This window comes from Bacteroides sp. Marseille-P3684 (genome assembly GCF_900291465.1).
GTDB lineage: Bacteria > Bacteroidota > Bacteroidia > Bacteroidales > Bacteroidaceae > Phocaeicola_A.
Genome location: NZ_LT985808.1, coordinates 1,880,410 through 1,904,736, shown reverse-complemented (window position 1 = coordinate 1,904,736; position 24,327 = coordinate 1,880,410). Strand labels below are relative to the sequence as shown.

The following is a 24,327-nucleotide window of genomic DNA, read 5'->3' as shown; positions in this document are numbered from 1 at the left end:
CCTTACCCACGGTCATATGCCTTGTATGAAGTTTCTGTTCGTCAGACCAGATGTTTGCCGCAAGCTTCCTTCAGATTCCACCTCACGATGGACACCCTTGCTATTGGCTGTATGATTCCCGCTATTAGGGCTCATTAGGGACTTGCACCCGTTAGCTAATACTCATGCCGAGCGTACAAAAGAATCCCCTTGCCTGCTCCTTTCGGATGACAGACAAGGGGATTTGGGGGTTATCACAATAAGTCTAACTGTCAGTTGCGGAACACCAGACCGTCGTTGGCGGCATCCACCACGATGGGTTTGCTGCGGTCAACCTCCTGTGCCAGGAGTTTCTTGGAGAGGTCGTTCAACAAGTAACGTTGGATGGCACGTTTCACAGGACGGGCACCGAACTCGGGGTCGTAGCCGGCACTTGCCAGGAAGCGGATGGCAGCATCGTTCATCTGCAAGGTCACTCCGTTCTCTGCCAGCATCTTCTGGATGCCCTTGATTTGCAAGGCTACAATCTGCTCGATCTGTGCCTTGTTCAGCGGCAGGAACATGATGGTCTCGTCGATACGGTTCAGGAACTCGGGACGGATGGTCTTCTTCAGCATGCTCATCACTTCGTTCTTGGTCTCCTCCACGAGCTGTTCGCGATTGGCATCGGTCATCTTCTCAAACTGGCTCTGGATATAGGCACTGCCAAGGTTCGACGTCATGATGATGATGGTGTTCTTGAAGTTCACCGTACGTCCCTTGTTGTCGGTCAGACGTCCGTCATCCAACACCTGCAGGAGGATGTTGAACACATCGGGATGTGCCTTCTCTATCTCGTCGAAGAGGACCACCGAGTAAGGCTTACGCCGCACAGCCTCGGTGAGCTGTCCGCCTTCATCATAGCCGACGTATCCGGGAGGCGCTCCTATCAGTCGGGAAACGGAATGCTTCTCCTGATACTCACTCATGTCGATACGGGTCATCATCGAGTCGTCGTCGAAAAGGTATTCAGCCAACGCCTTTGCCAACTCGGTCTTACCGACACCCGTCGTACCCAGGAAGATGAACGAGCCGATGGGTCGTTTCGGGTCTTGCAGTCCGGCACGGCTCCGCCGCACGGCATCTGCCACAGCCTGGATGGCCTCGTCCTGACCGACGACACGCTTGTGAAGTTCGTCTTCCAGGTGGAGCAACTTCTCGCGTTCACTCTGCAACATCTTGCTCACGGGGATTCCCGTCCAGCGTGATACGACGTCGGCAATATCCTCGGCGGTCACCTCTTCCTTAATCATGGCATTGTCGCCCTGCTTGTGTTTCAGGTCTTCCTGAATGGATTTGATTTCATTCTCCAAAGCCTGCAACTTGCCATAACGTATCTCTGCCACCTTGCCGTAGTCGCCTTCACGTTCGGCACGGTCAGCCTCGAACTTGAGCTGTTCGATTTCCTTCTTGTTCTGCTGAATCCGGTTCACCAGTTCCTTTTCGCTCTGCCATTTGGCACGGAAGGAAGTGTCCTGCTCCTTCAGCTCGGCAATCTGCTTGTTGAGCTGGGCCAGTTTGTCTTCATCCTTTTCCCGCTTGATGGCTTCCCGTTCGATTTCCAGCTGTTTCAACCGACGTTCGATTTCATCCAGCTCTTCCGGCAACGAGTCACGCTCCATCCGGAGTTTGGCGGCAGCCTCATCCATCAGGTCAATCGCCTTGTCAGGCAGGAAACGTTCGGTGATGTAACGGTTGCTCAACTCCACGGCGGCAATGATGGCCTCATCCTTGATACGCACCTGATGGTGGTTCTCATAGCGTTCCTTCAAGCCACGCAGGATGGAAATGGAGCTGGCAATGTCCGGTTCATCGACCATGACAGTTTGGAACCGGCGTTCCAGTGCCTTGTCCTTCTCGAAATACTTCTGGTATTCGTCGAGGGTCGTGGCACCGATGCTGCGCAACTCGCCACGTGCCAATGCCGGCTTCAGGATGTTGGCGGCATCCATGGCGCCTTCGCCTTTTCCGGCCCCCACCAATGTGTGGATTTCATCGATGAAGAGGATGATGTTCCCCTCCGACTGCTTCACCTCATTGATGACCGACTTCAGACGTTCCTCAAATTCACCTTTATATTTGGCACCTGCCACGAGCGCACCCATATCCAGTGAATAGAGCTGCTTGTTCTTCAGGTTCTCGGGGACATCGCCACGGAGGATACGTTGGGCAAGTCCCTCAACGATGGCGGTCTTACCGGTACCCGGTTCACCTATCAGGATCGGGTTGTTCTTCGTACGGCGGCTCAGGATTTGCAGTACCCGACGGATTTCCTCGTCACGGCCAATCACCGGGTCAAGCTTCCCGGTACGGGCAGCCTCAATCAGGTTGATGGCATACTTGTTCAGCGACTGGTAGGTGTCTTCACTCGACTGCGAAGTCACTTTCTGTCCCTGACGCAGTTCGTTGATGGCGGCACGCAACTCCTTTTCAGTCACTCCGGCATCTTTCAGGATGGTCGACGCCGTACATTTCACCTGAAGGATAGCCAGGATGATGGCTTCCAGCGAAACATACTCATCGCCCAGTTCCTTCGACAGTTCTACAGCTTTCTGCAGGACCTCGTTCGCTTCACGGCTCAGGTAAGGTTCCCCACCTGAAACCTTCGGCAAGGAAGCGATCTGCTTGTCGAGCACCGTCGTTATCTGCCGGTCATTCACGCCGAGTTTCTGGAAGAGAAAGTTCGTCACATTCTCACCGACCTTCAGCACGCCTGCCAGCAAATGCTCAGGCTCGATGGCCTGCTGTCCGAGGCTCTGCACCATGTTGACAGCCTGCTGCACCGCTTCTTGCGATTTGATGGTAAAGTTGTTAAAGTTCATATCTTGTTCTCCTTTCTTTATTTTGCTTTTTCAAATACGCTAGTCTTACTTCAAACGCCTTGCCAAGTGAAAAATAATGACAAAATGTCGTATTTTCAGCACTTTATACTGCAAGTTTGACACCCCGAAGACGGCATCTCAAAAGATTTCGGTGTTGAAAACTTGTCTGAAAAGCCCGAATTTCCTACCTTTATTCCATAATTTAAGGTTATGAAGAAAGAAGATTTGAAAACTGACGAAATTGTCATTCTGATTGATGCCAGCTACCTGGAGAAAATAGGACACACCATGAGGGACTTCTTCAGTCACATCGTCAAGCGGAAACTGCCCAAGGCAGACCTGCCTGCCCTGATTGAAGGTCTTGCCCTGGATGCCGGCATCCGTCCCGGCGACAACCACATCCAAGTGATATTCATCCACCCGAACCTCCTGCAGAAGCTCACCTTCTGTGAACCCTCGGACCTCAACGAGGAGCTGCACAGCGTGGCTTTCCGCAGTAACCTGGGCGAATTTTCATTCAGCTCTTTTTCAACGGAAGCCCTGACGAGCAGCGATTCCATGGTCGCCGACTTTGCGCAGGCTCTCTCCGTGTCGCAGGGCACACGCCAGGTTATCCTGGTGGGAGACATGGCGTTATATGGCGACGAGACCGTGAAAGCCCTGCAGGAAGCCAAGGACCGTGAAGTCTGCCATTTCTCTATCGACCCGAACGAGGCTGCCCGTTTCCCCTTCCGGCATTGCAACCTGGGATACTCCCTGCTGCATGCCCTGGGTGTACGTCCCGAAGAGTTGGAATAACATACATGCCATGTCGGACTTCCGCCTGAAAGTATTCTGTTGTGTAGCTCGCAACCTGAGTTATACGAAGGCCGCGCAGGAACTGTTCATCAGCCAGCCTGCCGTGACGAAGCATGTCAAGGAACTGGAAAACCACTATCAGACCCGTCTCTTCGAGCGTCTGGGCAGCCGTATCGAACTGACCCATGCCGGACGTCTGCTGCTGGACCATTGCGAAGCCATTCTCGAAGCTTATAACCGGCTGGAATTTGAAATGAACCTGCTGCGCAACGAATACAGCGGAGAGCTACGCCTGGGAGCAAGCACGACCATCGCCCAATACGTCTTACCTCCCCTCCTTGCACAATTCATTGAAAAATTTCCACACATCACCGTTTCCATGTTCAACGGGAACTCGCGCGAAGTGGAAGTTGCCTTGCAGGAACACCGCATCGACCTTGCCTTGCTCGAAGGTTCCTCCCGGCTGCCAAGCCTGAAGTATGCCCACTTCCTCGACGACGAACTGGTGATGGTGATGCGCACCAAAAGCCGGTTGGCTGTCGCCGAGGAAATCAGCCTCGACGAACTACAACGGCTGCCACTCGTGCTACGCGAAATCGGCTCGGGAACACTCGACGTGATAGAAAAAGCCCTTGCAGCCCACAACATCCGCCTTTCCGCCCTCAACGTCCTGCTCTACCTGGGCGGCACGGAAAGCATCAAGCATTTCCTGGAATGTACCGACTGTCTGGGCATCGTCTCCATCCGCTCCATCTCCAACGAACTGGCGACAGGGAAACTCCGTGTCATCGAAATCAAGGACCTCACCATGAACCGCGAATTCTGCTTCGCACGCCTGCAGGGGCAAGACGGGGGACTCCCGTCCATCTTCATGAACTTTGCGCTGCACGAACGGAAGAACCTGTGAGTGACAAAATGTCAAACGAATCGCTCCACAGTCCCATTCTTCGCACCAAAAGACGAGTCGGTGAGCAGAACGGGCATTCTGGAGCGATTCGCAAAATACAGATAGATACCCTATCTGCATGAATTCTCTCTTTTTGATACCTTTTTATCTCCATTGAAAACATACGGCCAGAAATAGTAGCGGATTGCACATTCTTTTATTACCATCCGATTTATTGACACGCAGGTCCTTCCAGAGAGTGAAACCCGGTATTTTTGCGTTTCATTTTCTAAAGATTTGACTTCCGGGCGCGAAACAATCGTGTTTGGGGGATGAAACTATATTGTTTGACGCGGCAAACTATATTGTTTGGCTCGCGAAACAATATTGTTCCGGGCACGTTTTGTCTATTTTTCGAAAACGAAATGTATAGTTTTCTAAAATCAAAGGCTTTTTCCGGGCGTTTCGTTTGCAATCATTCACGTTTCTTCTCTCGTTCATCGTATTTTTGAAAAGTACGAGTTAGCAGAAAAGGTCGTTTCGATGCATTCCGTCAGGCAAACAGAGGTTTCTGCTTTCACCCTGCCTCTCCGGGAAGCAGACCGGAACAAGGAAGGCAGACATCCTCATGCCCGTCCGTCGGTCAACCCAAAGTTTCAAAAGCCTGACGAAGGTCTTCCAGCAGGTCGTCGATGTGTTCGGTGCCGATGGAGAGACGGATGGTCCCGGGATGAATGCCTTGTGCGGCACACTCGTCGGGTGACAGTTGTGAATGGGTAGTGCTGGCAGGATGGATGACCAGCGACTTCACGTCCGCCACATTCGCCAACAGGGAAAAGAGTTGCAAATGGTCGATAAAGCGGTGTGCCTCGGTCTCTCCTCCGTCGATATCGAAGGTGAAGATGGAGCCTGCCCCGTGTGGGAAATACCTCTCGTATAAGGCGTGGTCGGGATGGTCGGGAAGCGACGGATGGTTTACCCGTCTCACACGCGGATGGGACGACAGGAAGCGCACGACACGGAGCGCGTTCTCCACGTGACGTTCCACACGCAGAGAGAGAGTCTCCAGTCCCTGCAACAACAGAAATGCATTAAAGGGACTGATGCAGGCGCCGGTGTCACGCAACAGGACGGCACGGATGCGGGTGACATAGGCTGCCGCGCCTGCCACATCGGCAAAACATACACCGTGATAACTGGGGTCGGGTCCCGTCAGTTGGGGGAAACGTCCGGATGCCACCCAGTCAAAACGTCCGCCATCGATGATGACTCCGCCGAGCGAAGTGCCATGACCGCCGATGAACTTGGTTGCCGAGTGTACCACAATGTCCGCCCCATGCTCCAACGGACGTATCAGGTAAGGGGTACCAAAGGTGTTGTCGACCACGAGGGGGATGCCGTGCCGGTGAGCAACTTCCGCCACAGCCTCCAGGTCAATCAGGTTGGAATTCGGATTGCCCAGGCTCTCCACAAAGAGGGCTTTGGTCTCGGGACGGATGGCTGCCTCAAAGTTGGCTGCGGAAGAAGGGTCAACAAAGGTTGTCGTCACGCCATACGTCGGGAAGGTGTGTGCCAGCAGGTTGTACGTTCCTCCGTAGATGGTCTGCGCCGCCACCAGATGGTCGCCGGCAGACGTCAGCCCCTGCAGGGCGTATGCGATGGCGGCCGCACCGGACGAGACAGCCAAAGCTGCTACTCCTCCTTCCAGGGCTGCCATCCGCTGTTCGAACACCTCCTGGGTGGAGTTGGTCAACCGTCCGTAGATGTTGCCGGCATCCTGCAACCCGAAGCGGGCTGCCGCATGGGCGGAATCACGGAATACATACGAGGTGGTCTGATAGATGGGGACGGCCCGTGCGCCGGTTGCCGGATCGGGCTGCTCCTGCCCCACATGAAGTTGCAAAGTCTCAAAATGCCAATTCTTTCTTTCCATCGTTCATTCTCCTTTCATTACGTTGTCAGATTAGCCGACGGAAGGGCACGAGACCAACAGGACCGCCCCTCTGTCTACTGCATGCAAAGTTAGAGCAGGCAGAAATATCTCACAAGAAACCGGAAATCTATGGAAAACAATCCTATATTTGCAGGAAGGAACAGAACACACGTTCTGTTTCGGAACAAAATACACTCCCCAAACAGAATAATATTCTTTCTCTCATGGATACACTCGACCAGACCGACCTCGCCATCCTGCGTGCCTTGCAGGAGAATGCCCGGCTCACCATCAAGGAGCTGGCAGCCTGCGTGCATCTCTCTTCAACTCCAGTCTTTGAACGCCTCAAACGACTGGAGAGTAACGGTTACATCAGAAAATACATCGCGGTGCTCGATGCTGACAAGCTCCACCGGGGCTTCGTGGTGTTCTGCCGCGTGAAGCTCCGCCGGCTCAACAAGGAGATAGCCGACGAATTCACGCGCATCATCCGCGACATTCCGCAAGTGACGGAATGCTACAACATCTCGGGCAGCTATGACTACCTGCTCAAGATTCATGCACCGGACATGAAATACTATCAGGAGTTCATTCTCAATGTGTTGGGGACCATCGACAGCCTGGGCTCGCTGGAGAGCACATTTGTGATGGACGAGATAAAGCACGACTACGGCATCCACATCTGAGCGCATCCCGCCCGGACGTGGATGTCGTGTGAATGGCAATCAGGGAGCTTTCACGTCAGTCCTTCTTCGTCTTGGGACGTGTCGTCTTCAGCTTTTTCTTGCCCAGCTTGCGGGCTTTCTCCCAAGCAGCCTTCCGTGCTTCGTATTGTTCGTATTGACGTTCGATATAATTATCAGCCATAATCCATGTGAATTTATAAAAAGGCGTGTCAGACATTCATTAAGGATACAGCCGGCGTACCTTCGGCAGGTTGGCTACCAGCTTCTCGACATGTCCTCCTTCCAGGGCATAGCCGACAACCACTTCGTCCGCCAGCTCAATCATCAACTCATTCCGGTCTTGCGCCGATGAACGGGTCACACGATGGATGTTCGCGTCGCAATGCGTCACCACGAGCAAGCGCTGTTCCTGCAACGCCTGTTCCACCTCTGCCGACCATTGCAAAGGCAAGGCTTCTGCCAGGACCAGCACAGTCGGAATCCGTCGTTCCAGCAGGCGGGACAACATCCATTGTTCCAACGGCAACAAGTTGCCGCATATCACACAACCGTCATTCTCTGACAAGGCTCCCAGCCATTCGCCAATCCGCCTTTCCGCCTCACCCGGCACTTGCCGCGAGCAGAGGAAAGCCGTCTTGCGAGCAGCCAGCAGCCTCCAATTTCCCATCTGATGAATAATTCTCATACTCAAGCTTGTTTTTTGATTCACTTGTAAAAGTATGGATTTTGTTTGGAATATCCCCTATCTCATCCAAAGTCTTTGTCCTTTCCTCTCCCTTTTCATGCCAGTATACCGGAAGCAGCCATACGTACACAAAAAAGGCGCGGATGACACAGCTGTTCTGATTCATCTGCATCATCCGCGCCCACTTGTTCCGGTGTTTCACCGACGGACGTCAGCGCACTTCAATCACACGATTGACTTTGGCTTTCTCTTCCGGCGTACGTTTCGGCAACTCGATGGTCAACACACCGTCAGCCACGTTGGCACTGATTCTGTCTTTCTCCACATCATCGGGGAGTACCAGTGCCTGCTGGAACTTCGTGTAAGAGAACTCGCGACGTAAGTATTTCTTATTCTTTTCATCGCCCTCCTTGGTTTCGTTCTTCTTCTCCATGGTGATGACCAGTTCATTGTCCTCACTCAAATGGATGTTGAAGTCTTCCTTGGTCATGCCCGGGGCTGCGACTTCCACTTTGTATTCCTTATCATTTTCGATGACATTGATAGCAGGGGCAGTCGCATTGGTTCTGACCATCCAGTCGTTATCAAAGAAATCATTGAAAATACTCGGTAACCAGTTCTGATTGTTGTACTTTCTACTCGGCATCATAGTTGTAATCTCCTATATTTTAATTATTATTTTATTGTTTGTTTCACTGAACCCCTCCGCCTTCCGGCCTCGCGGTTCACTTAGGAAATTGCAAACTATATGCCTGTAGGAAATCTTGTCAGTCACCCGCCCCGGCTTTTAATCCTTTGGAAAATTATTTAAACAAACAGCGGTCCGCTTTAACTGAATGCAAACATTATTTACCATCAAAGGCTGACAAGATGGCGGAAAGGCTGACGAAGTCGACGAAGAATGCCTCCTGTTCAAACATAGGGGCACAAAAAAAGGATGCATCTCTGCGATACATCCTTCTTATATACTTGCAGTATATGCTCAAACCTGTCTATCAAGCGTTCTTGGCCTTTTCAACAACAGCCTTGAATGCTTCGGGATGATTCATGGCAAGGTCAGCCAAAACCTTACGGTTGATTTCAATACCGGCTTTGTGCAGACCACCCATCAACTTCGAATAAGACATACCTTCCAGACGGGCAGCAGCGTTGATACGCTGAATCCACAATGCACGGAAGTTACGTTTCTTGTTCTTACGGTCACGATAAGCATAGGTCAAACCCTTTTCCCAAGTATTCTTGGCAACGGTCCAAACGTTCTTTCTTGCACCAAAGTAACCTCTGGTAAGACCTAAAATTTTCTTTCTTTTTGCTCTTGAAGCAACGTGATTTACTGATCTTGGCATAGTTTTAATCGTTTTTGAATGTTAGCGTCGCATCCCTGTCTCAGGATTGGCGAACTTCAAGCTAAAGCATTCGGTTAATAAAATAGTGTTTGCTTGTCGAAGAAATTACTTCATTGCTAAAAGTGACTTCACGGAATCCAAGTTGGCCTTGTCAACCAAACCTGCGTGAACCAAGTTTCTCTTCTGCTTTTTAGTCTTCTTCGTCAGAATGTGACTGTGATAAGCATGTTTTCTTTTGATCTTTCCTGATCCGGTAAGAGTGAATCTTTTTTTAGAACCGGAGTTAGTCTTAATCTTTGGCATCTTACTAAATTTTAAATTATTAATTGATTCGCGGCAACGCACTATACCTCGGCGTTACACGCTTCTTTCGTTTTTCATTTCTCAGCAGCCTCTTCTGCCTTGGGAGCCTGTTTCGGTTGCTGTGCCGGGGCAGCGGCAGCCTTTTTCGGAGAAGCAGGCTTTTTAGGAGCCAGTGAGATGGTCATCCGCTTGCCTTCCAGCAACGGCATCTGCTCCACCTTGGCATATTCTTCCAGGTCATTGGCAAAACGCAGGAGCAACACTTCACCTTGTTCCTTGAACAGAATGGAACGTCCCTTAAAGAACACGTAAGCCTTCACCTTGTCACCATCCTGCAGGAAGCCGATGGCATGTTTCAGCTTGAAGTTGTAGTCGTGGTCATCGGTCTGAGGTCCGAAACGGATTTCCTTCACGTTGACCTTCACCTGCTTGGCTTTTTGTTCCTTCTGACGTTTCTTTAACTGATAAAGAAATTTGGAATAATCGATCAGACGGCAAACAGGCGGAACAGCATTGGGTGAGATTTCGACCAGGTCACATTCATGCTCCTCAGCCATTCGCAAAGCTTGTGCTATAGGATACACTGCTGACTCTACATTATCGCCCACGATGCGGACTTCTTTGGCACGAATCTGTTCATTGATTCGATGTTGCCCTTTCAAATTGTCATTCTTCATTCAAAAAATTGTCTTTCTACCTGTTTGTTTTGTTGGTTAATGATTATTCAAATTCAGCCGTTTGCCCAAGCCTCCCTACAGGGGACTTCTGACAAACGGCTGCAAATTTAGTACTTATTTATCATATTCTGAACTTCTTCGTTCAAAATTTTAGCGAAATCTTCGTATTTCATCGTTCCCTTGTCACCTTCGCCTTGTTTGCGGACGGAAACTTCGCCATTCTCCATTTCCTTCTCGCCCACAATCAACATGTAAGGGATACGTTTCATCTCATTGTCACGGATCTTACGGCCAATCTTTTCATTGCGGTCATCCACCAGGGCGCGTACCTCGTGAGCTTTCAAATATGCCTTCACCTGCTCGGCGTATTCATTGTATTTCTCCGAAATAGGCAGGATGGCTACCTGATCAGGAGTCAGCCACAAGGGGAACTTTCCAGCCGTATGCTCAATCAGCACAGCCACAAAGCGTTCCATGGAGCCGAAGGGAGCACGGTGGATCATCACCGGACGATGCTTCTGGTTGTCAGAGCCCATGTATTCCAACTGGAAGCGTTCGGGCAAGTTGTAGTCCACCTGGATGGTACCCAACTGCCAACGGCGACCAATGGCATCCTTCACCATGAAGTCGAGCTTCGGACCGTAGAAAGCGGCTTCTCCATATTCAACCTTGGCGGGCAATCCTTTCTCGCGACAGGCTTCCACAATGGCTTGTTCCGCCTTTTCCCAGTTCTCATCGCTACCGATGTATTTATCACGATTTACTTTGTCACGCAAGGAGATTTGTGCTTCAAAGTTCTCGAAATTCATGGATTTAAATACGATGGAAATGATGTCCATCACACGCAGGAACTCTTCCTTCACCTGATCGGGACGGCAGAAGATGTGTGCATCATCCTGCGTAAAGCTGCGGACGCGGGTCAGTCCGTGAAGCTCACCACTCTGCTCGTAACGGCAAACGGTTCCGAACTCGGCAATACGCAAAGGCAGGTCCTTGTACGAACGGGGTGAGTTCTTATAAATCATGCAGTGATGCGGGCAGTTCATCGGCTTCAGGAAATATTCTTCCCCTTCTTCCGGCGTATGAATCGGCTGGAACGCATCCTTTCCATACTTGGCATAATGTCCTGAAGTCACATACAGGAGTTTGTTACCGATAGGCGGACACATCACTTCCTGATAGTCATAGCGTGACTGGATACGGCGCAGGAATTCCTGCAGACGCAGACGCAGTGCCGTACCTTTCGGCAACCACATCGGAAGTCCCTTACCAACCGTGTCGGAGAACATGAACAAATCCATCTCCTTACCGATTTTACGGTGGTCGCGCTTCTTGGCCTCTTCCAGCATGACGAGGTATTCATCGAGCATCTTCTTCTTCGGGAACGTGATACCGTAAATACGGGTCAACTGCTTGCGGTCTTCATGACCACGCCAATAGGCACCGGCAACAGACAGCAACTTGATAGCCTTGATAGGAGCTGTGGACATCAAGTGAGGACCCCGGCAAAGGTCGGTGAATGCACCTTGGGTATAAGTCGTGATATGACCATCTTCCAGCTCGGAAATCAACTCACATTTGTAGGTCTCGCCTCTTTCACCAAACATCTTCAATGCATCAGCCTTGGCAATGTCCCGACGGACCAATGTCTCCTTCTTGGCTGCCAGTTCCGCCATCTTCGCTTCAATGGCAGGAAGGTCAGACTCCTTGATGACGGCTTCGCCCGGATCTACATCATAGTAGAAACCATTTTCAATTGCCGGTCCAATACCGAATTGGATGCCCGGATAGAGTTCCTGCAACGCTTCGGCAAGCAAGTGGGCGCTTGTATGCCAGAAAGCATGCTTACCTTCCTCATCGTCCCATTTGTAGAGCACGATAGAAGCATCGTGCTGAATCGGACGAGACAGGTCGTAAGTTTCGCCATTCACTCCGCAAGCCAACACATCCTGTGCCAACCGCGCACTTATACTTTCTGCTATTTGCAGGCCGGTTACCCCTTCGTTATACTCACGAACGGAACCATCAGGAAAAGTTATTTTTATCATAGTTCCATGAATTATTTCTGATTTACGATGCGCAAAATTAACAATTTCTTTGCGACACAGTCTTCTTTTTCTTAAAAATGTTATTACTCGTGTACCGTAAAACGCTTGATTACATTGTAGGCGGAGAAAAGTCCCAGCTCACCGGCCTTGCTCAGGTCGGCGATGCCTTGCTGGTTATTGCCTAAATATATATAGGTAAGACCCCGGTTATAGTAGGCATCCGCAAAATCGGCATCCAGCTCCAGCACCTTATTATAATCAACAATCGCTGCATGATAATCTCCCAGCATGGCAAACAGGTTGGCACGGTTGTAATAGGCGTATGCGAAATCGGGTGCCAGCTTAATGACCTGATCGAGGTCATTCTTCACCAACTCATAGTCTGCATTCTTCACTACTACCGGAGCGCCTGAGGGGAGTACGTTTCCGGCATTCTTGTCCATCTGTGACTCAGCCTTCTGATATTCCAGCTGCTTGTAACGGGCAAGGGCACGGTCAAAATAGGCAGGCATGAACGAATCGTCGGCTACGATGGCTGCCGTATAATCGGAAATGGCATTCTCGAAATCCTGCACCAGATAGAAATCCAGTCCCCGCAAGAAACGTAACTTCGCATCCGTCTTGTTGTCGGACGCCGTACTTGCCGTGTGGTCATCAATCCACTTGAAGTGCTCATTGACCTGTTGCTCGGTCAACGGAGCCTCATTGTTCGTAATCAGGAGCGGTTTGGCAAACAAGGTGTCACGGTTCAATTCGTCAATATACCTGTAGTAATGGATAGTACGGCGTACATTGCCGGGCTTCTCATAGTAAGTCAGTGCATACATGGGCTGATAAGCGATACGTACATTCTTGTCCTGCACACGTCCGCGGTACTCGTTCTTGTAATGCGGTGCATCTTCGTCGCTGTCTGCCACCACAATCTTGCCGTAGTTCTCCATGTTCCGATCTGACTTCTTGCGGGTTTTATGATCGGCGGCAGTCTGCTGCTTCACTCCGTTGTAACGGTCCAGCTGATTACGCAACAGGACCAGTTCGTCGGCCTCCGCTCCTCTCCTGTCACCAATCTTGCGTCGTGCCGCAGCCCGATAATAATAGCCGGTCAGGAAGTTCGGATACTCATCAATAACCGTCGAATAATCCTTGATGGCTCCTCTCAAGTCTCCGGTCTTGTCAAGCAACAGACCCCGGTTGAATATCGCCATCATGTTGTCCGGCTCCTGCTCGATGACAAAATTGAAGTCTTCAATGGCACGGTTATCATCGCCAACGTATGCCCGCAACAGACCACGGTTGTAGTGTCCGATAAAGTTGTTCGGGTCAATCTGGAGTGCCACATCATAGTCGTCCATGGCTCCCCGGAGGTTGTTCTGGTGATAACGTGCCAGAGCACGGTTGATGTAGTTATCGGCATTCTTCACTGCCAGGTGAATCGCCTGGTCCAGGTCGCCTTCCGCTTCCTTGTATTTTGCCTGTTGCAAGCGGAGTACGGCACGGGCTGTCCACACAGTGGAATTGTACGCATCCACTTCAATCGCCTTATCGATGTCTTTCTCTGCAGCCAGTGTATCCTTCTGCCGCATAGCGACGTCTGCCCGCATCAGGAAAGCGTTCGATTCACGGGGAGCCAGGGCTATCAGCCGATCGATATCCTTCTTGGCACCTTCATAATCCTTGTTTTCAATGCGGCAGAGTGCCAGATTGTTCCACAGTCCGCTGTTCTCCGGGTCATACTCCAGAGCCTTCTTGTAGTCCTCAATGGCGCCGTCCACCTTATGCTGACGAATACGGGCATATCCACGTATCTGGTAACATCCGGGGACAAACGGGTTACGCTCGATGGCTTTCGTACAATCGGCTTCCGCACCTTGAAAATCCTCCAGATTGATTTTCGCAATTCCCCGATAGAAGTACGGTTCATACAGATAGGGCTTTGCACTGATCACCTGGTTAAAATACTGGATGGATAACACGTAGTCTTCAAAGAACAACGCATTTCGTGCAATGGCCATCACCCTGTCGGTGTTAATCTGTGCCCCTACCCATCCGGGCAGGCAGCAAAGGAATGCTATCAGAAGTCTACGCATCATCGTTTAATTCTCCGTACGGCAGTTTAGTTGGTTGATTCCGTTATCGAACTGTTTTCACTTTATAGGAGCAGTGCGCCTTGCCTTTCAGCAACGCATTCACCTTTCCTTTGATAAGCTGGCGGCGAAGGGTGGAAATGTGGTCAATGAACACCTTCCCGTCCAAGTGGTCATACTCGTGCTGGACTACGCGTGCCTGGTAGCCGTCAATCCATTCATCGTGCTCCACAAAGTCAGCATCCTGGTAACGCATGTGAACCTTGTTCATCCGCTTTACCGTTTCATGAATACCGGGCAAGCTCAGGCACCCTTCTTCATAGGACTCTTCCTCGCCACCGACTTCCAGTATCTCCGGATTGATAAACGTTTTCCGGAAATCCTTGTACTCGGGCATCTCATCGCTCAGGCAGTCAAGGTCAATGACAAACATACGGATGGGAAGCCCTACCTGCGGAGCAGCCAGACCCACGCCATCGGCCTTCTCCATCGTTTCGTACATATTTTCTATCAGTTCTTTCAGATTCGGATATTCAGGAGTAATCTCCTCAGCCACTTTTCTCAAGACAGGCTGTCCCAGTGTGTAAATTGGTAAAATCATCTTGGTATATTACATTCTTTTTGATTCCAGATAAGATTGCAGGATAATGGTAGCACTGATTTCATCGACCAACGCCTTATTCTGACGGTCCTTCTTCCTCAGTCCTCCATCAAGCATCGCCTGATGAGCCAGCACCGACGTGAAGCGCTCATCCACAAACTCCACAGGCATATCGGGCAAAGCCTTGCGCAGACGATTGACAAAGGGAGTGATGTTTTTCATATTTTCCGAAGGCTGATTATTCATCTGTTTGGGCAGACCGACCAGGATGCGTTCCACCGGTTCCCGGCGAACATAATCCATCACGAAATCAAACAATTCGGATGTCGCCACGGTTGTCAGTCCGTTCGCTATAAGCTGCAAGGGGTCGGTCACGGCTATCCCCGTGCGTTTTTTTCCATAATCAATTGCTACAATTCTGCTCATAATTGTTGCAAAATTAAGCAATAAAGCCGTAGGTAGCTCCAACAAAAGGCAAAAAAGCTGTAAAATGTGTTTGCAGTTTTCCTTCAGCCGTGTCGCTTCAGACAGCATCCACTACCGTTCAGGAAAGAGGCAGAAAAAAAGAGTTGCCCTTGCACGACACAAAAGCAACTCTTTTCAAACTATGAAAGAAAAATGGTTTCAATTCATCTCAATAGACACGATAGAGCAACCAGGAGCCCTGGAAATCCGAACGGTTGGGATACTTGGCCTTGAAGGCATCCCGAGCCTGAGCAGCTTGTGTCTTGTCGTCAAACGACTCAACCACTACACGATACATGTTGCGTTCTTCATTCTTCACAATGATGGCATTGTAGCCTTCCTTGTCCAACCACTCTTTCAGAGACTCGGCATTGGCTTGTACGCCGAAGCTTCCACACACAACGCTGTAAGTCTTCAGGCCATTACCGCTTACCATCGTCACCTTTTCCTCACGGACGGAGACATTGGTCGGAGTCGTGGTGGTCGTAGTCACCGGTGCACTGACAACGGGAGCTACTTCGACAGGCTCGCTCACTTGCGGTTGGGCAAGTTCTTGCTGCTTTGCTTTCTCGTATGCCTTTTTATAAGCACTTTCGCTCGATTTACAAGAACCGAACATCACGGCCAGGCACAAGCCTGCCCCTAAAATCCAATAACGTTTCATCTTCTTAATCATATATTGTTTGTCTATACTAATATACACTCAGACTTTTATCGAGCAAAAATAACACTATTTCCTAAGAGTCGGTGTATTTTGGACGAAAAAAGTGCCCGATTGCTTCCATCCTTCACTTTTTTCTCTAAAAACCTTGAAAATATGCATACTCTGAACATATTATCGTTATATTTGCCTTTGAACTCAACTTTAAACAACAGAGCTTATGAGAAGTTTAAGTATTTTAGCTGCATTCCTTGGCGGAGCCGTTGTGGGTGCTGCATGCGGTATTTTGTTTGCTCCGGAAAAGGGAGAAGACACTCGTTTGAAAATAAGTGAAGCCCTCCGCAAAAGAGGCATCAAACTCGATCGTAAACAACTCAACGATCTGGTTGACGAAATCGCATCTGAAGTGAAGGGCGATGGAGAATAATCCTACATTCTTCCCCTTGACTTCTTATCATATCAGATTCTGCCCGACATGCTCCGGCTGTCATTGTGGAATCTGATATGATACTTTTAAACCCCAGTACCCCCCCTATTTTAAATCCCTGCGCCTATGTTTGCGAACGATAAGAGCATCGAGAGTCTGGAACAGCTTTTTGTGGAATGCAAGAACTACATCCTGCTCCAAAAGGACTACCTGCGTCTGGAACTTGTGGAGAAACTCACCATCCTGGCTTCCGCCATCATCCTGACAACCATCGCTATCATCCTGGGCATGATGGCACTGTTCTACCTGTCTTTCAGCCTTGCCTACATCATGGCTCCCCACGTGGGCGGACTGACCGTCAGCTTTGCCATTATCACAGCGGCCCTGCTCATCCTGCTGGCGCTCATCTACGGCTTCCGCAAACAACTCATCGTGCGTCCCCTGGTGAAGTTCATCGCAAACCTGTTTATGAACAACGACGACAACAACGAAAACGCCTAAAAATCATCCGCTCATGAATACCGGAATCAGCAAACCCCAGATTACACTCGAAGAAATCACGAGACAAAAGAAAGCCGTACGTCTGCAAATCAGAGAGCAAAGAGACCGCATCCAGCAGACGGCTACCGAACTGTTCTCACCGGTCAAAGCCACGACCAAGGTCGAGATGCTGATGAACTCCGTAAACTCCGGCATCGCTGTGTTCGACGGCGTAATGACCGGCCTGCGCATCATGCGCCGTGTCAGAGGGTTGTTCAGACGTAAGAAGTAGCAAAACACTGCAAGAGATAGACATTCTTGTATGCACGTTCATAGCACAGCCAGTCTCTCAACTCCACCTTCCGTGTAAAGCCACACGACTCGAAAAGAGCCAACGAGGCTTCGTTGTCCACTGCCACATAGGCATAAAGCTGGTTCAGACCGAGTTGGCGGAAGGCATAATGACACATCAGCTCCAAGGCTTCACGCGCATATCCTTTCCTCCTATATTCTTCCAGAATGGCAATGCCCGCTTCCGCACGCCCGTGCAAGGGAGTGAACTCCACCAGATCGACCGTCCCGACGACCCTGTGCCCTTCAACGGTCTGAATCATGAGACGCAACTCACGATCGGCATAAATATCATTCCGGCAGTTCTCTATGTACCGGCGCAGCACATAACGCGAGTATGGGACCGTAGCGTTGCTGACCGCCCACATCTCGGGCAGATTCTCCATGCGGTACATCACCTCCAGGTCTTCCGGCTCGGGAGCACGCAACACGATTCGTTCTGTGGAAAGCAGTTGTCTTTTCATTATTCCGTAATTTCCAATTCGTTCATCAGCTTCCGTTTACCGGGAACACAAAACAGGGCGGCCAGACATGCCAGCAGGGCACACAATCCACCGATGTTATTCAGCGTCAGGTAATAGAGCACCAGGTTTCCCCAAGCAATCACCGCCAGCATAATCAGCCGTATCAGGTTCCAACGGTGGTAAGCCTTCAAAGCTTCCAGCAAGGGCAAGGCACGCCATGTCAACACTTTCCTGCTGAACAGCCTCAACGCTCCGGGAATGAGAGCCAGTGTCAACAGAATAGAGGCTGTCTCCAAGGCAAACTCCCAACGGTCCTGACCGACCAGCCCTCCCTCCTCCAACCAGCCACATTCAAAAGCAGCCACGAGCAGCAGGGCTATCAGCCAGAACATGCAGTATTCGACCAGGAGTCGGCGTGTCCATTTCTGTATTTCTTCCATAATGTATCTTGATTCGTTATGCAACGTTTTTCAGTTGGTTCCGGTAAACAAAGTCCGGTTCACGATGGAACGCCCCAACGTCACTTCGTCGGTGTATTCCAATTCATCGCCGATGGAGATACCCCGGGCAATGATGCTCAGTTTCACATCAAACCTGGAAAGTTTACGGAAGATGTAAAAATTGGTCGTATCGCCTTCCATCGTGGAGCTGAGTGCCAGGATTACTTCCCTGATGCCGCCAGCCTCCACACGTTTGACGAGGCTGTCAATCTCCAAGTCCGAAGGTCCGATGCCGTCCATCGGGGAAATGACTCCTCCCAAAACATGGTAAAGTCCCTTGAACTGTTGCGTATTCTCCACCGCCATGACATCCTGAATGTTCTCTACGACGCAGATGGTAGACGCATCGCGCTGCGGATTGCCACACAGCCGGCAGACCTCCGTATCGGATATGTTGTGACACACCTTGCAGTATTTCACTTCATGCTTAAGTGTTATCAGAGCGTTGCCGAACGACTCCACCATGGCAGTGTCCTGCCTCAACAGATAGAGCACCAGCCTCATCGCTGTCTTCCGTCCGATGCCCGGCAGCTTGGCAAATTCATTGACCGCCTTCTCCAAAAGGGCGGAAGGGTATTGTTGGTTTATCATAAGTCTGAAACAATCATCTCGTTCTTTGATGCGCAAAGATACGGAATACAGGGGAATTTATTGAATTCAACAGGCTTCGTTTATTTCATACCAATCAATCATCGGGCCGTTCAAAGTCCTGTTTTGTTCCAAAAACAAGTTCTTTGGACATCTTGTCCACATCTGTAGGATAAAGAAGATCCCGGTCTCTTGGAAACCAAATTCACGAGAATTTTCCTGTTCTCAACTCCTCCTCCAGAAAAGAAAACACATATCGTGGACTCTGATAGTATAAATGAGTCTGTTCATTCATCACTTTTTGATAGGTATCTGAGTTGAACACAGCAGAAAGAGCTTGTTCCATAGTCCAATCGGCATGTTTTTCCAACAACAGCAATGCCAGATTTTTTACCATATCGGCTTTCATACTTATCTTTTCCATCATATTCTTTTCAAATATTCCAGAGAACGTTCTGCGCCAAAAAAATATTGAATCGTTATGCCTTTCATATATTGCAAATTGTGAACCAACATAGGTAAATCAATCATGTTACTTTCATATTTCCACAGCTGCAACCCCACCCTATCATTTGCAATAGGCCCAATGACTACATCATAATCATGTGTCGAAGTCTCCTCCGGATTATTTCGGTTCTGCAAAATAAATTTCGCCCAATCCTCCGAATAGGAATCAAAACGAAGCACATGTAAAAAGTTCCACGCATCGTCCTCTATTTCATAAGCCTGAACAACCGGTGTTCCATAGCCTAGTTGTTCCACCTTCACTTCTGCCATAGCTAAAGCCTGTTCAAAGTCAGCCGACAGATAAAAGCCACGCCCAAAATCTTTATTGGGCCTTGATTTCAACAAATTTATTTTATCAAAATCCTCATTAGTTCCATGATACAGTTTCATTTCAAGGCTCCTCCATAACGACGACAATACGCAGCTATATCATCAACCATTGATGCGAATGACTGTGTATGCACATATCCATAATAGCGGTCTATGAAATCTATTCCCTTAAAACGGCTCAAATAATTAAAAGCCTGTTTCATGGTCAGTCCATACTTACGTCCGAATTCCAATATCAGAATTACAGTCCACTCCATTTTATCCTTCATCTCATATTCCATATCCTTCCAACTAAAATACGTTATGTCATGGCAAAAATAAAGATTTCACACGACAGATAAGCCAAACAAAGCCGAAATAATTCCAACCATCAGACACTCTCTCCAAAATCCGGCTTACAACACACTTCCAGCTTTACAGGTAACGTACGTACTTCTACGTTTTTGCACTATCTTTGCAGCCGTCTAACCATAAACCTGTTTACATGAACGGACTTTATATCCTCCTCATCCTGCTGGCATACTTCGGTCTGCTGCTGCTCGTGGCACGGATGACCTCACGACGGACCGACAATGATACCTTCTTCCGCGGCAATCGGCAATCGCCATGGCAACTGGTTGCCTTCGGCATGATCGGGGCAAGCCTCTCCGGTGTGACCTTTGTCTCCGTGCCGGGCATGGTCACCCGCATCGACATGACTTACCTGCAAATGTGCATGGGGTTCTTTTTCGGTTACCTGGTCATCGCACACCTGCTGCTGCCTCTCTACTATCGGCTTAACCTGACTTCCATCTACACCTATCTGGGAAAACGGCTCGGACGTCATTCCTACCGCACGGGAGCCTCCTTTTTCCTCTTGTCGAAACTGCTGGGAGCCTCCCTGCGGCTCTACCTCGTATGCCTCATCCTCCAGCATTTCATCTTCGACGCTTACGGCATTCCGTTCGTCGTCACCGCTGCCGGGACGGTCGTGCTCATCTGGCTGTATACCCACCGGTGCGGCATACGCACCATCGTCTGGACTGATACCTTCCAGACCCTCTGCCTGCTCCTGACGCTCATCCTGATGCTCTTCTCGGTAGCTTCACTCTTACAGATGGACCTGGGGGACCTCTGGAGGGCAGTGATCACCGATGAACACAGCCGCATATTCGTGTTCGACGACTGGGTGTCCAAGCAGAACTTCTTCAAACAGTTCTTCAGCGGGGTATTCGTCACCATCGTCATGACAGGACTGGACCAGGACATGATGCAGAAAAACCTGACGTGCCGCAACCTGAAAGAAGCGCAGAAGAACATGTACTGCTACGGACTTTCGTTCCTTCCGGTGAATTTCCTCTTTCTCTCCCTGGGCATCCTGTTGCTCCTTGCCGCCACACAGCTCCACCTGCCTGTCCCTGCACGGGGCGACGACCTGCTCCCGATGTTTGCTGCCGGGGGCTACCTGGGATACGGGGTACTTGTCTGTTTCACCATAGGCATCCTGGCTGCCGCCTTCTCCAGTGCAGACTCGGCACTGACGGCACTGACCACCAGCGTCTGCATCGACCTGCTCGACATCGAGCGGATGGAAACGGCGAAGGCTGAACGGCGCCGCAAACAAGTGCATTTGCTGCTCTCCATCATCTTTGTGGGTTGCATCCTGGTATTCAAGGCGGTGGACAGTCCCAGCATCATTGACACGCTCTACACGCTGACTTCCTACACCTACGGTCCGTTGCTGGGATTGTTCGCCTTCGGACTGTTCACCCGGCTGCGTCCGCGCGACCGGATGGTCCCTTTCATTGCCATTGCCTCCCCCGTCATTTGCTACTTAACCGACCTCGTTGTATCTTTGTACACGAATTACAGTTTCGGCTATGAGTTACTGATGGTCAACGGGCTGCTGACTTTTGCCGGACTGGCATTGTCGTCTATTTATACTAAAAACACGAACTTATCATGGAAATAACCAGCGCAGAATTCAAAATCAGTAACACCCGGATTGACAAATGTCCGCAGGACGGACTGCCTGAGTATGCGTTCATCGGACGCTCCAATGTGGGAAAATCGAGCCTTATCAATATGCTCACCCGCAAGCCGAAACTTGCCATGACTTCTTCCACTCCGGGCAAGACCCTCCTCATCAACCACTTCCTCATCAACAAGCAGTGGTACCTGGTAGACCTCCCGGGCTACGGATATGCCAAGCGGGGAAAGAAGCAACAGGAAAAGATACAGCAAATCATCGAAGACTATGTCCTGGACCGTGAGGCGCTCACCTGCCTGTTTGTGCTCGTCGACAGCCGCCACGAACCACAGAAGATTGATTTGGAGTTTATCGAATGGCTGGGGGAAAACGGGGTGCCGTTTGCCATCATCTTCACCAAAGCCGACAAGCTGAACATCACCCAACAACGCGAGAACATCGCCAACTACCTCCACAAGCTGGAGGAGCAATGGGAAGAGCTTCCCCCCTACTTCCTCACGTCCGCCGAGAAGCAGACCGGACGGAACGAAGTGCTCGACTACATCGACAGCATCAACAAGTCGCTTTAAAAACATAAAAAGACAGAGTCATTCAGCAAGTATATTCTTCACCAAATGACTCTGTCTATAAAAAATAAGCCTCAAACTTTCAATTTCATCTATCAATTCAGCTGAATTTCTGTATCTGAATTAACAATAGCCTGAATCTGTGCTCCTGCAGGAATCTCAGCCGTTCCTCCTTTAATCAAGAATCCAAACAAACATAAAACGGTAAAGACAATAGAAATTGCCAATTTGTTACCACCTTCGTCCATCAAATTATTGGCTGTACAATAAATAACACTTCCATCGACAGCTTTAATCGTTTTCACCGTAATCTCCAGTTCACCTTCCGAACCCAGCAAACCATTCTTTTTAGCACGGACAACCTGTCCTTGGGCAACAGAACCGGCCGCCACCACAACCTTGCCATTCACCTTTACATCACTAGTAACCCTAAAATCCACAGTTTGTCCTGTACGTGCAGTTTTACTTGTCAACGTAGACATTAACTCCAAAGGAATCACAGTTCCTGATTTTAAAATTACTGTTTCGTTCGGCAACGTAAAAGACATGAACAGAACGGCACACATCAAAAGTAAAGCCACAGGCTTAAAACAGAATGAATTAATGATTTTGTTATACATAACAATTTAAATTAGAAAATTAATAAATATGATTGATATTCTCTATTTCACCCAGAATCCTTTTTTGTTCCCGTTGGTTATATCTCACGGCACTACGTGAAGCACCATTGATATTACCAATATAAAAAGATAAAGACAAGAATCCACAAACTCCGGCCCAACCATAATTTTTCGTCTTTATACTGGTATATGTTGCATAGGCCAATAACGAATTAATGGCAAATGAGGTCAATGCGCTCCCTTTGTGTCCGGTATAAAGATAGCCTCCTCCCGGAAGTATAGAAAAGATACCTGCCCATATCGGACTCTTTCGTTTCCTACTCTTGAGTTTCTCCAATGCCAACAGGTTTCTATCCAACATGCTTTCCATTTCAGGGTTATATCGACAGGCTTGCACAAAATTCTTCCTTGAAGAATCCCATTTTTCTTGCTGTGCATCCAAAACAGCCTGCAATAAACAGGTTCTATACAACAAGTTGCTATCATTCAAAACTGCAACATTGCGCCGCAACACATTAGCAGCCCCCTCGACGTTACCCAAATCTTTATACATTAAGGCTATCTGCAAGCCTATATTCCCGTCTTTCTTTAATGATTCGTCTATATTCGTTTCATAGTCAAAAACACCTTCCTCCAGAAGGTCCAACCCTCTGTAACATACCAATTTCAAATAGTATAAGGAGTCAGTCGGCAATTTTTGTTCGAAGAGGCCCTCTTCTATTTTAAGCAAAGCCACATCATAATGTCCTTTGTTTATTTGTTGATGAATAAAAACAATGGTAGAATCCCTGTCTTGCCTACACTTTACAGACGGAACATTGTATATCCGTGATCTGTTTGCGATGACAGAAAACGGCACTTTCTCATAATACGGATAATCAATGTAACTTTTATAACCCGCTTCATAAGTCACATCATAGAAACGAGTGTCATGACTACATCGGCATAATCTGTCTGCCGTCAATATGACGGCTTCCCAAAAAGGCCTTTCCTTAAAAACTTGCATCCCATAATTGGAACAAGATGGATACATTGCACATCTGCTGTTCTTTTGTTGGCTAATGTTTTTCTGATAAAAACCAATATAGTCACTTGCTGCCAAATTTGCATTTACCTTCAATCTATTATGAGTTGATTGTGGAAACACATAGTTTGTTACAAAAACGAAACAAACACTTAATACATATATAATCTTCATATCATTCTTCATTCTCCCTAACCTTAACCAAATTTATATTAAGCGATTGACTGCTTTTTCTAACAATTGTGAAGTTGGCGTTCCGTAAAGTACTATCCAAACGAAGATAAGCGGTCAGCCCATACTTGTTCTTATAATATGTATAACGTCCGTGGGGTGACTGGAAGAACAACACTCTCCTATTTTCACCTTTATAAGACACATAGGCCAATGAATCTTCAAAAGATATAGTAATAATATTATTGCCTTTCTTATGAAGATGTCTGGTTGCCCAATAACGGTACAGCACATTTGAAGACTTTATCTGAGTTATC

Annotated in this window: 28 protein-coding genes and 1 pseudogene; 8 read left to right on the top strand and 21 right to left on the bottom strand. The window is 49.1% G+C overall.

The genetic code is table 11. From position 1 onward, the window contains the following. Positions 1-251: 251 nt before the first annotated feature. Positions 252-2,840, bottom strand: a complete 2,589-nt coding sequence (clpB, locus tag C8275_RS07310; RefSeq protein ID WP_106484650.1) for an ATP-dependent chaperone ClpB — start codon at positions 2,838-2,840, stop codon at positions 252-254. Positions 2,841-3,050: 210 nt separating this feature from the next. On the opposite strand from clpB, the gene C8275_RS07305 reads away from it, so the two are divergent. Beyond that, positions 3,051-3,638 carry a DUF6621 family protein gene (locus tag C8275_RS07305; protein WP_022384279.1) on the top strand — a complete coding sequence of 196 codons (588 nt, stop codon included), beginning with the start codon at positions 3,051-3,053 and terminating at the stop codon, positions 3,636-3,638. Between the two features lie 10 nt (positions 3,639-3,648). After that, complete coding sequence (locus tag C8275_RS07300) at positions 3,649-4,545, top strand: LysR substrate-binding domain-containing protein (RefSeq protein ID WP_022384278.1); 897 nt, start codon at positions 3,649-3,651, stop codon at positions 4,543-4,545. 622 nt (positions 4,546-5,167) lie between these two features. Here the strand turns inward: C8275_RS07300 and C8275_RS07295 are convergent. Then, complete coding sequence (locus tag C8275_RS07295) at positions 5,168-6,457, bottom strand: O-acetylhomoserine aminocarboxypropyltransferase/cysteine synthase family protein (protein WP_106484648.1); 1,290 nt, start codon at positions 6,455-6,457, stop codon at positions 5,168-5,170. A gap of 224 nt (positions 6,458-6,681) precedes the next feature. Here C8275_RS07295 and C8275_RS07290 point away from each other — a divergent pair, with 224 nt between their 5' ends. Beyond that, entirely contained in the window at positions 6,682-7,143 is a 462-nt protein-coding gene (locus tag C8275_RS07290; RefSeq protein ID WP_022384275.1) for an Lrp/AsnC family transcriptional regulator, read from the top strand. A gap of 73 nt (positions 7,144-7,216) precedes the next feature. On the opposite strand, the pseudogene C8275_RS14820 reads toward C8275_RS07290, so the two are convergent. The 11 genes and pseudogenes from C8275_RS14820 to C8275_RS07235 form a co-directional block, all read right to left on the bottom strand. Next, a pseudogene (locus C8275_RS14820) lies at positions 7,217-7,324 on the bottom strand (oxidoreductase); the annotation flags it as partial. A 39-nt stretch (positions 7,325-7,363) separates the two neighbouring features. Continuing rightward, positions 7,364-7,828, bottom strand: coding sequence for a hypothetical protein (locus C8275_RS14640; RefSeq protein ID WP_157948210.1), 465 nt, complete (start codon positions 7,826-7,828; stop codon positions 7,364-7,366). Between the two features lie 211 nt (positions 7,829-8,039). Then, positions 8,040-8,477: an Hsp20/alpha crystallin family protein gene (locus tag C8275_RS07275; RefSeq protein WP_106484645.1), complete on the bottom strand. Its 438-nt coding sequence runs from the start codon at positions 8,475-8,477 to the stop codon at positions 8,040-8,042. A 346-nt stretch (positions 8,478-8,823) separates the two neighbouring features. Beyond that, positions 8,824-9,174 (bottom strand): 50S ribosomal protein L20, encoded by a 351-nt coding sequence (gene rplT / locus C8275_RS07270; RefSeq protein ID WP_022384271.1) that lies wholly within the window; start codon positions 9,172-9,174, stop codon positions 8,824-8,826. Positions 9,175-9,279: 105 nt separating this feature from the next. Then, a complete protein-coding gene (gene rpmI / locus C8275_RS07265; protein ID WP_022384270.1) occupies positions 9,280-9,477 on the bottom strand; it encodes a 50S ribosomal protein L35 in 198 nt (65 codons plus the stop codon). Between the two features lie 74 nt (positions 9,478-9,551). Beyond that, positions 9,552-10,154 carry a translation initiation factor IF-3 gene (gene infC, locus C8275_RS07260; protein ID WP_106484644.1) on the bottom strand — a complete coding sequence of 201 codons (603 nt, stop codon included), beginning with the start codon at positions 10,152-10,154 and terminating at the stop codon, positions 9,552-9,554. Positions 10,155-10,261: 107 nt separating this feature from the next. Then, positions 10,262-12,202, bottom strand: coding sequence for a threonine--tRNA ligase (gene thrS / locus C8275_RS07255; RefSeq protein ID WP_106484643.1), 1,941 nt, complete (start codon positions 12,200-12,202; stop codon positions 10,262-10,264). Positions 12,203-12,285: 83 nt separating this feature from the next. Next, the gene (locus tag C8275_RS07250; RefSeq protein WP_106484642.1) at positions 12,286-14,292 is read right to left on the bottom strand and encodes a tetratricopeptide repeat protein; all 2,007 of its coding nucleotides are present in this window, start codon (positions 14,290-14,292) and stop codon (positions 12,286-12,288) included. A 40-nt stretch (positions 14,293-14,332) separates the two neighbouring features. Then, positions 14,333-14,887, bottom strand: coding sequence for a peptide deformylase (def, locus tag C8275_RS07245; protein ID WP_106484641.1), 555 nt, complete (start codon positions 14,885-14,887; stop codon positions 14,333-14,335). Positions 14,888-14,896: 9 nt separating this feature from the next. Next, positions 14,897-15,313 (bottom strand): Holliday junction resolvase RuvX, encoded by a 417-nt coding sequence (ruvX, locus tag C8275_RS07240; protein ID WP_106625762.1) that lies wholly within the window; start codon positions 15,311-15,313, stop codon positions 14,897-14,899. A 208-nt stretch (positions 15,314-15,521) separates the two neighbouring features. Further along, on the bottom strand, positions 15,522-16,016 hold the full coding sequence (locus tag C8275_RS07235; RefSeq protein WP_022384264.1) for an SPOR domain-containing protein: 495 nt from the start codon (positions 16,014-16,016) through the stop codon (positions 15,522-15,524). 217 nt (positions 16,017-16,233) lie between these two features. Between C8275_RS07235 and C8275_RS07230 the strand changes: the two genes are divergently transcribed. The 3 genes from C8275_RS07230 (at position 16,234) to C8275_RS07220 (ending at position 17,212) form a co-directional block, all read left to right on the top strand. After that, complete coding sequence (locus C8275_RS07230; RefSeq protein ID WP_022384263.1) at positions 16,234-16,440, top strand: YtxH domain-containing protein; 207 nt, start codon at positions 16,234-16,236, stop codon at positions 16,438-16,440. A 126-nt stretch (positions 16,441-16,566) separates the two neighbouring features. Beyond that, positions 16,567-16,941: a phage holin family protein gene (locus C8275_RS07225; RefSeq protein WP_022384262.1), complete on the top strand. Its 375-nt coding sequence runs from the start codon at positions 16,567-16,569 to the stop codon at positions 16,939-16,941. A gap of 13 nt (positions 16,942-16,954) precedes the next feature. Further along, positions 16,955-17,212, top strand: coding sequence for a hypothetical protein (locus C8275_RS07220; RefSeq protein WP_022384261.1), 258 nt, complete (start codon positions 16,955-16,957; stop codon positions 17,210-17,212). Here the strand turns inward: C8275_RS07220 and C8275_RS07215 are convergent. The 6 genes from C8275_RS07215 to C8275_RS07190 all read right to left on the bottom strand — a co-directional run bounded on the left by C8275_RS07215 (position 17,196) and on the right by C8275_RS07190 (position 19,941). Beyond that, entirely contained in the window at positions 17,196-17,735 is a 540-nt protein-coding gene (locus C8275_RS07215; protein ID WP_106484640.1) for a GNAT family N-acetyltransferase, read from the bottom strand. The genes C8275_RS07220 and C8275_RS07215 overlap by 17 nt on opposite strands. Further along, the gene (locus C8275_RS07210; RefSeq protein ID WP_022384259.1) at positions 17,735-18,175 is read right to left on the bottom strand and encodes a hypothetical protein; all 441 of its coding nucleotides are present in this window, start codon (positions 18,173-18,175) and stop codon (positions 17,735-17,737) included. The genes C8275_RS07215 and C8275_RS07210 overlap by 1 nt, the downstream gene beginning before the upstream one ends. A 30-nt stretch (positions 18,176-18,205) precedes the next feature. Then, positions 18,206-18,823 (bottom strand): recombination mediator RecR, encoded by a 618-nt coding sequence (gene recR, locus C8275_RS07205; protein ID WP_106625761.1) that lies wholly within the window; start codon positions 18,821-18,823, stop codon positions 18,206-18,208. A 205-nt stretch (positions 18,824-19,028) separates the two neighbouring features. Continuing rightward, complete coding sequence (locus tag C8275_RS07200) at positions 19,029-19,250, bottom strand: hypothetical protein (protein ID WP_106484639.1); 222 nt, start codon at positions 19,248-19,250, stop codon at positions 19,029-19,031. Next, a complete protein-coding gene (locus C8275_RS07195; protein WP_106484638.1) occupies positions 19,247-19,720 on the bottom strand; it encodes a DUF3990 domain-containing protein in 474 nt (157 codons plus the stop codon). The genes C8275_RS07200 and C8275_RS07195 overlap by 4 nt, the downstream gene beginning before the upstream one ends. Next, entirely contained in the window at positions 19,717-19,941 is a 225-nt protein-coding gene (locus C8275_RS07190; protein WP_106484637.1) for a DUF3791 domain-containing protein, read from the bottom strand. Before C8275_RS07190 ends, C8275_RS07195 begins: the two co-directional genes overlap by 4 nt. A gap of 203 nt (positions 19,942-20,144) precedes the next feature. Here C8275_RS07190 and C8275_RS07185 point away from each other — a divergent pair, with 203 nt between their 5' ends. Together C8275_RS07185 and yihA are read left to right on the top strand one after the other, a co-directional pair. Further along, complete coding sequence (locus C8275_RS07185; RefSeq protein WP_106484636.1) at positions 20,145-21,611, top strand: sodium:solute symporter; 1,467 nt, start codon at positions 20,145-20,147, stop codon at positions 21,609-21,611. Continuing rightward, on the top strand, positions 21,602-22,198 hold the full coding sequence (gene yihA, locus C8275_RS07180; RefSeq protein ID WP_106484635.1) for a ribosome biogenesis GTP-binding protein YihA/YsxC: 597 nt from the start codon (positions 21,602-21,604) through the stop codon (positions 22,196-22,198). The genes C8275_RS07185 and yihA overlap by 10 nt, the downstream gene beginning before the upstream one ends. A gap of 92 nt (positions 22,199-22,290) precedes the next feature. On the opposite strand, the gene C8275_RS07175 is transcribed toward yihA, so the two are convergent. After that, the gene (locus C8275_RS07175; RefSeq protein ID WP_157948208.1) at positions 22,291-22,815 is read right to left on the bottom strand and encodes a hypothetical protein; all 525 of its coding nucleotides are present in this window, start codon (positions 22,813-22,815) and stop codon (positions 22,291-22,293) included. Positions 22,816-22,834: 19 nt separating this feature from the next. After that, a complete protein-coding gene (yidD, locus tag C8275_RS07170) occupies positions 22,835-24,013 on the bottom strand; it encodes a membrane protein insertion efficiency factor YidD (RefSeq protein ID WP_157948206.1) in 1,179 nt (392 codons plus the stop codon). Between the last annotated feature and the right edge of the window lie 314 nt (positions 24,014-24,327).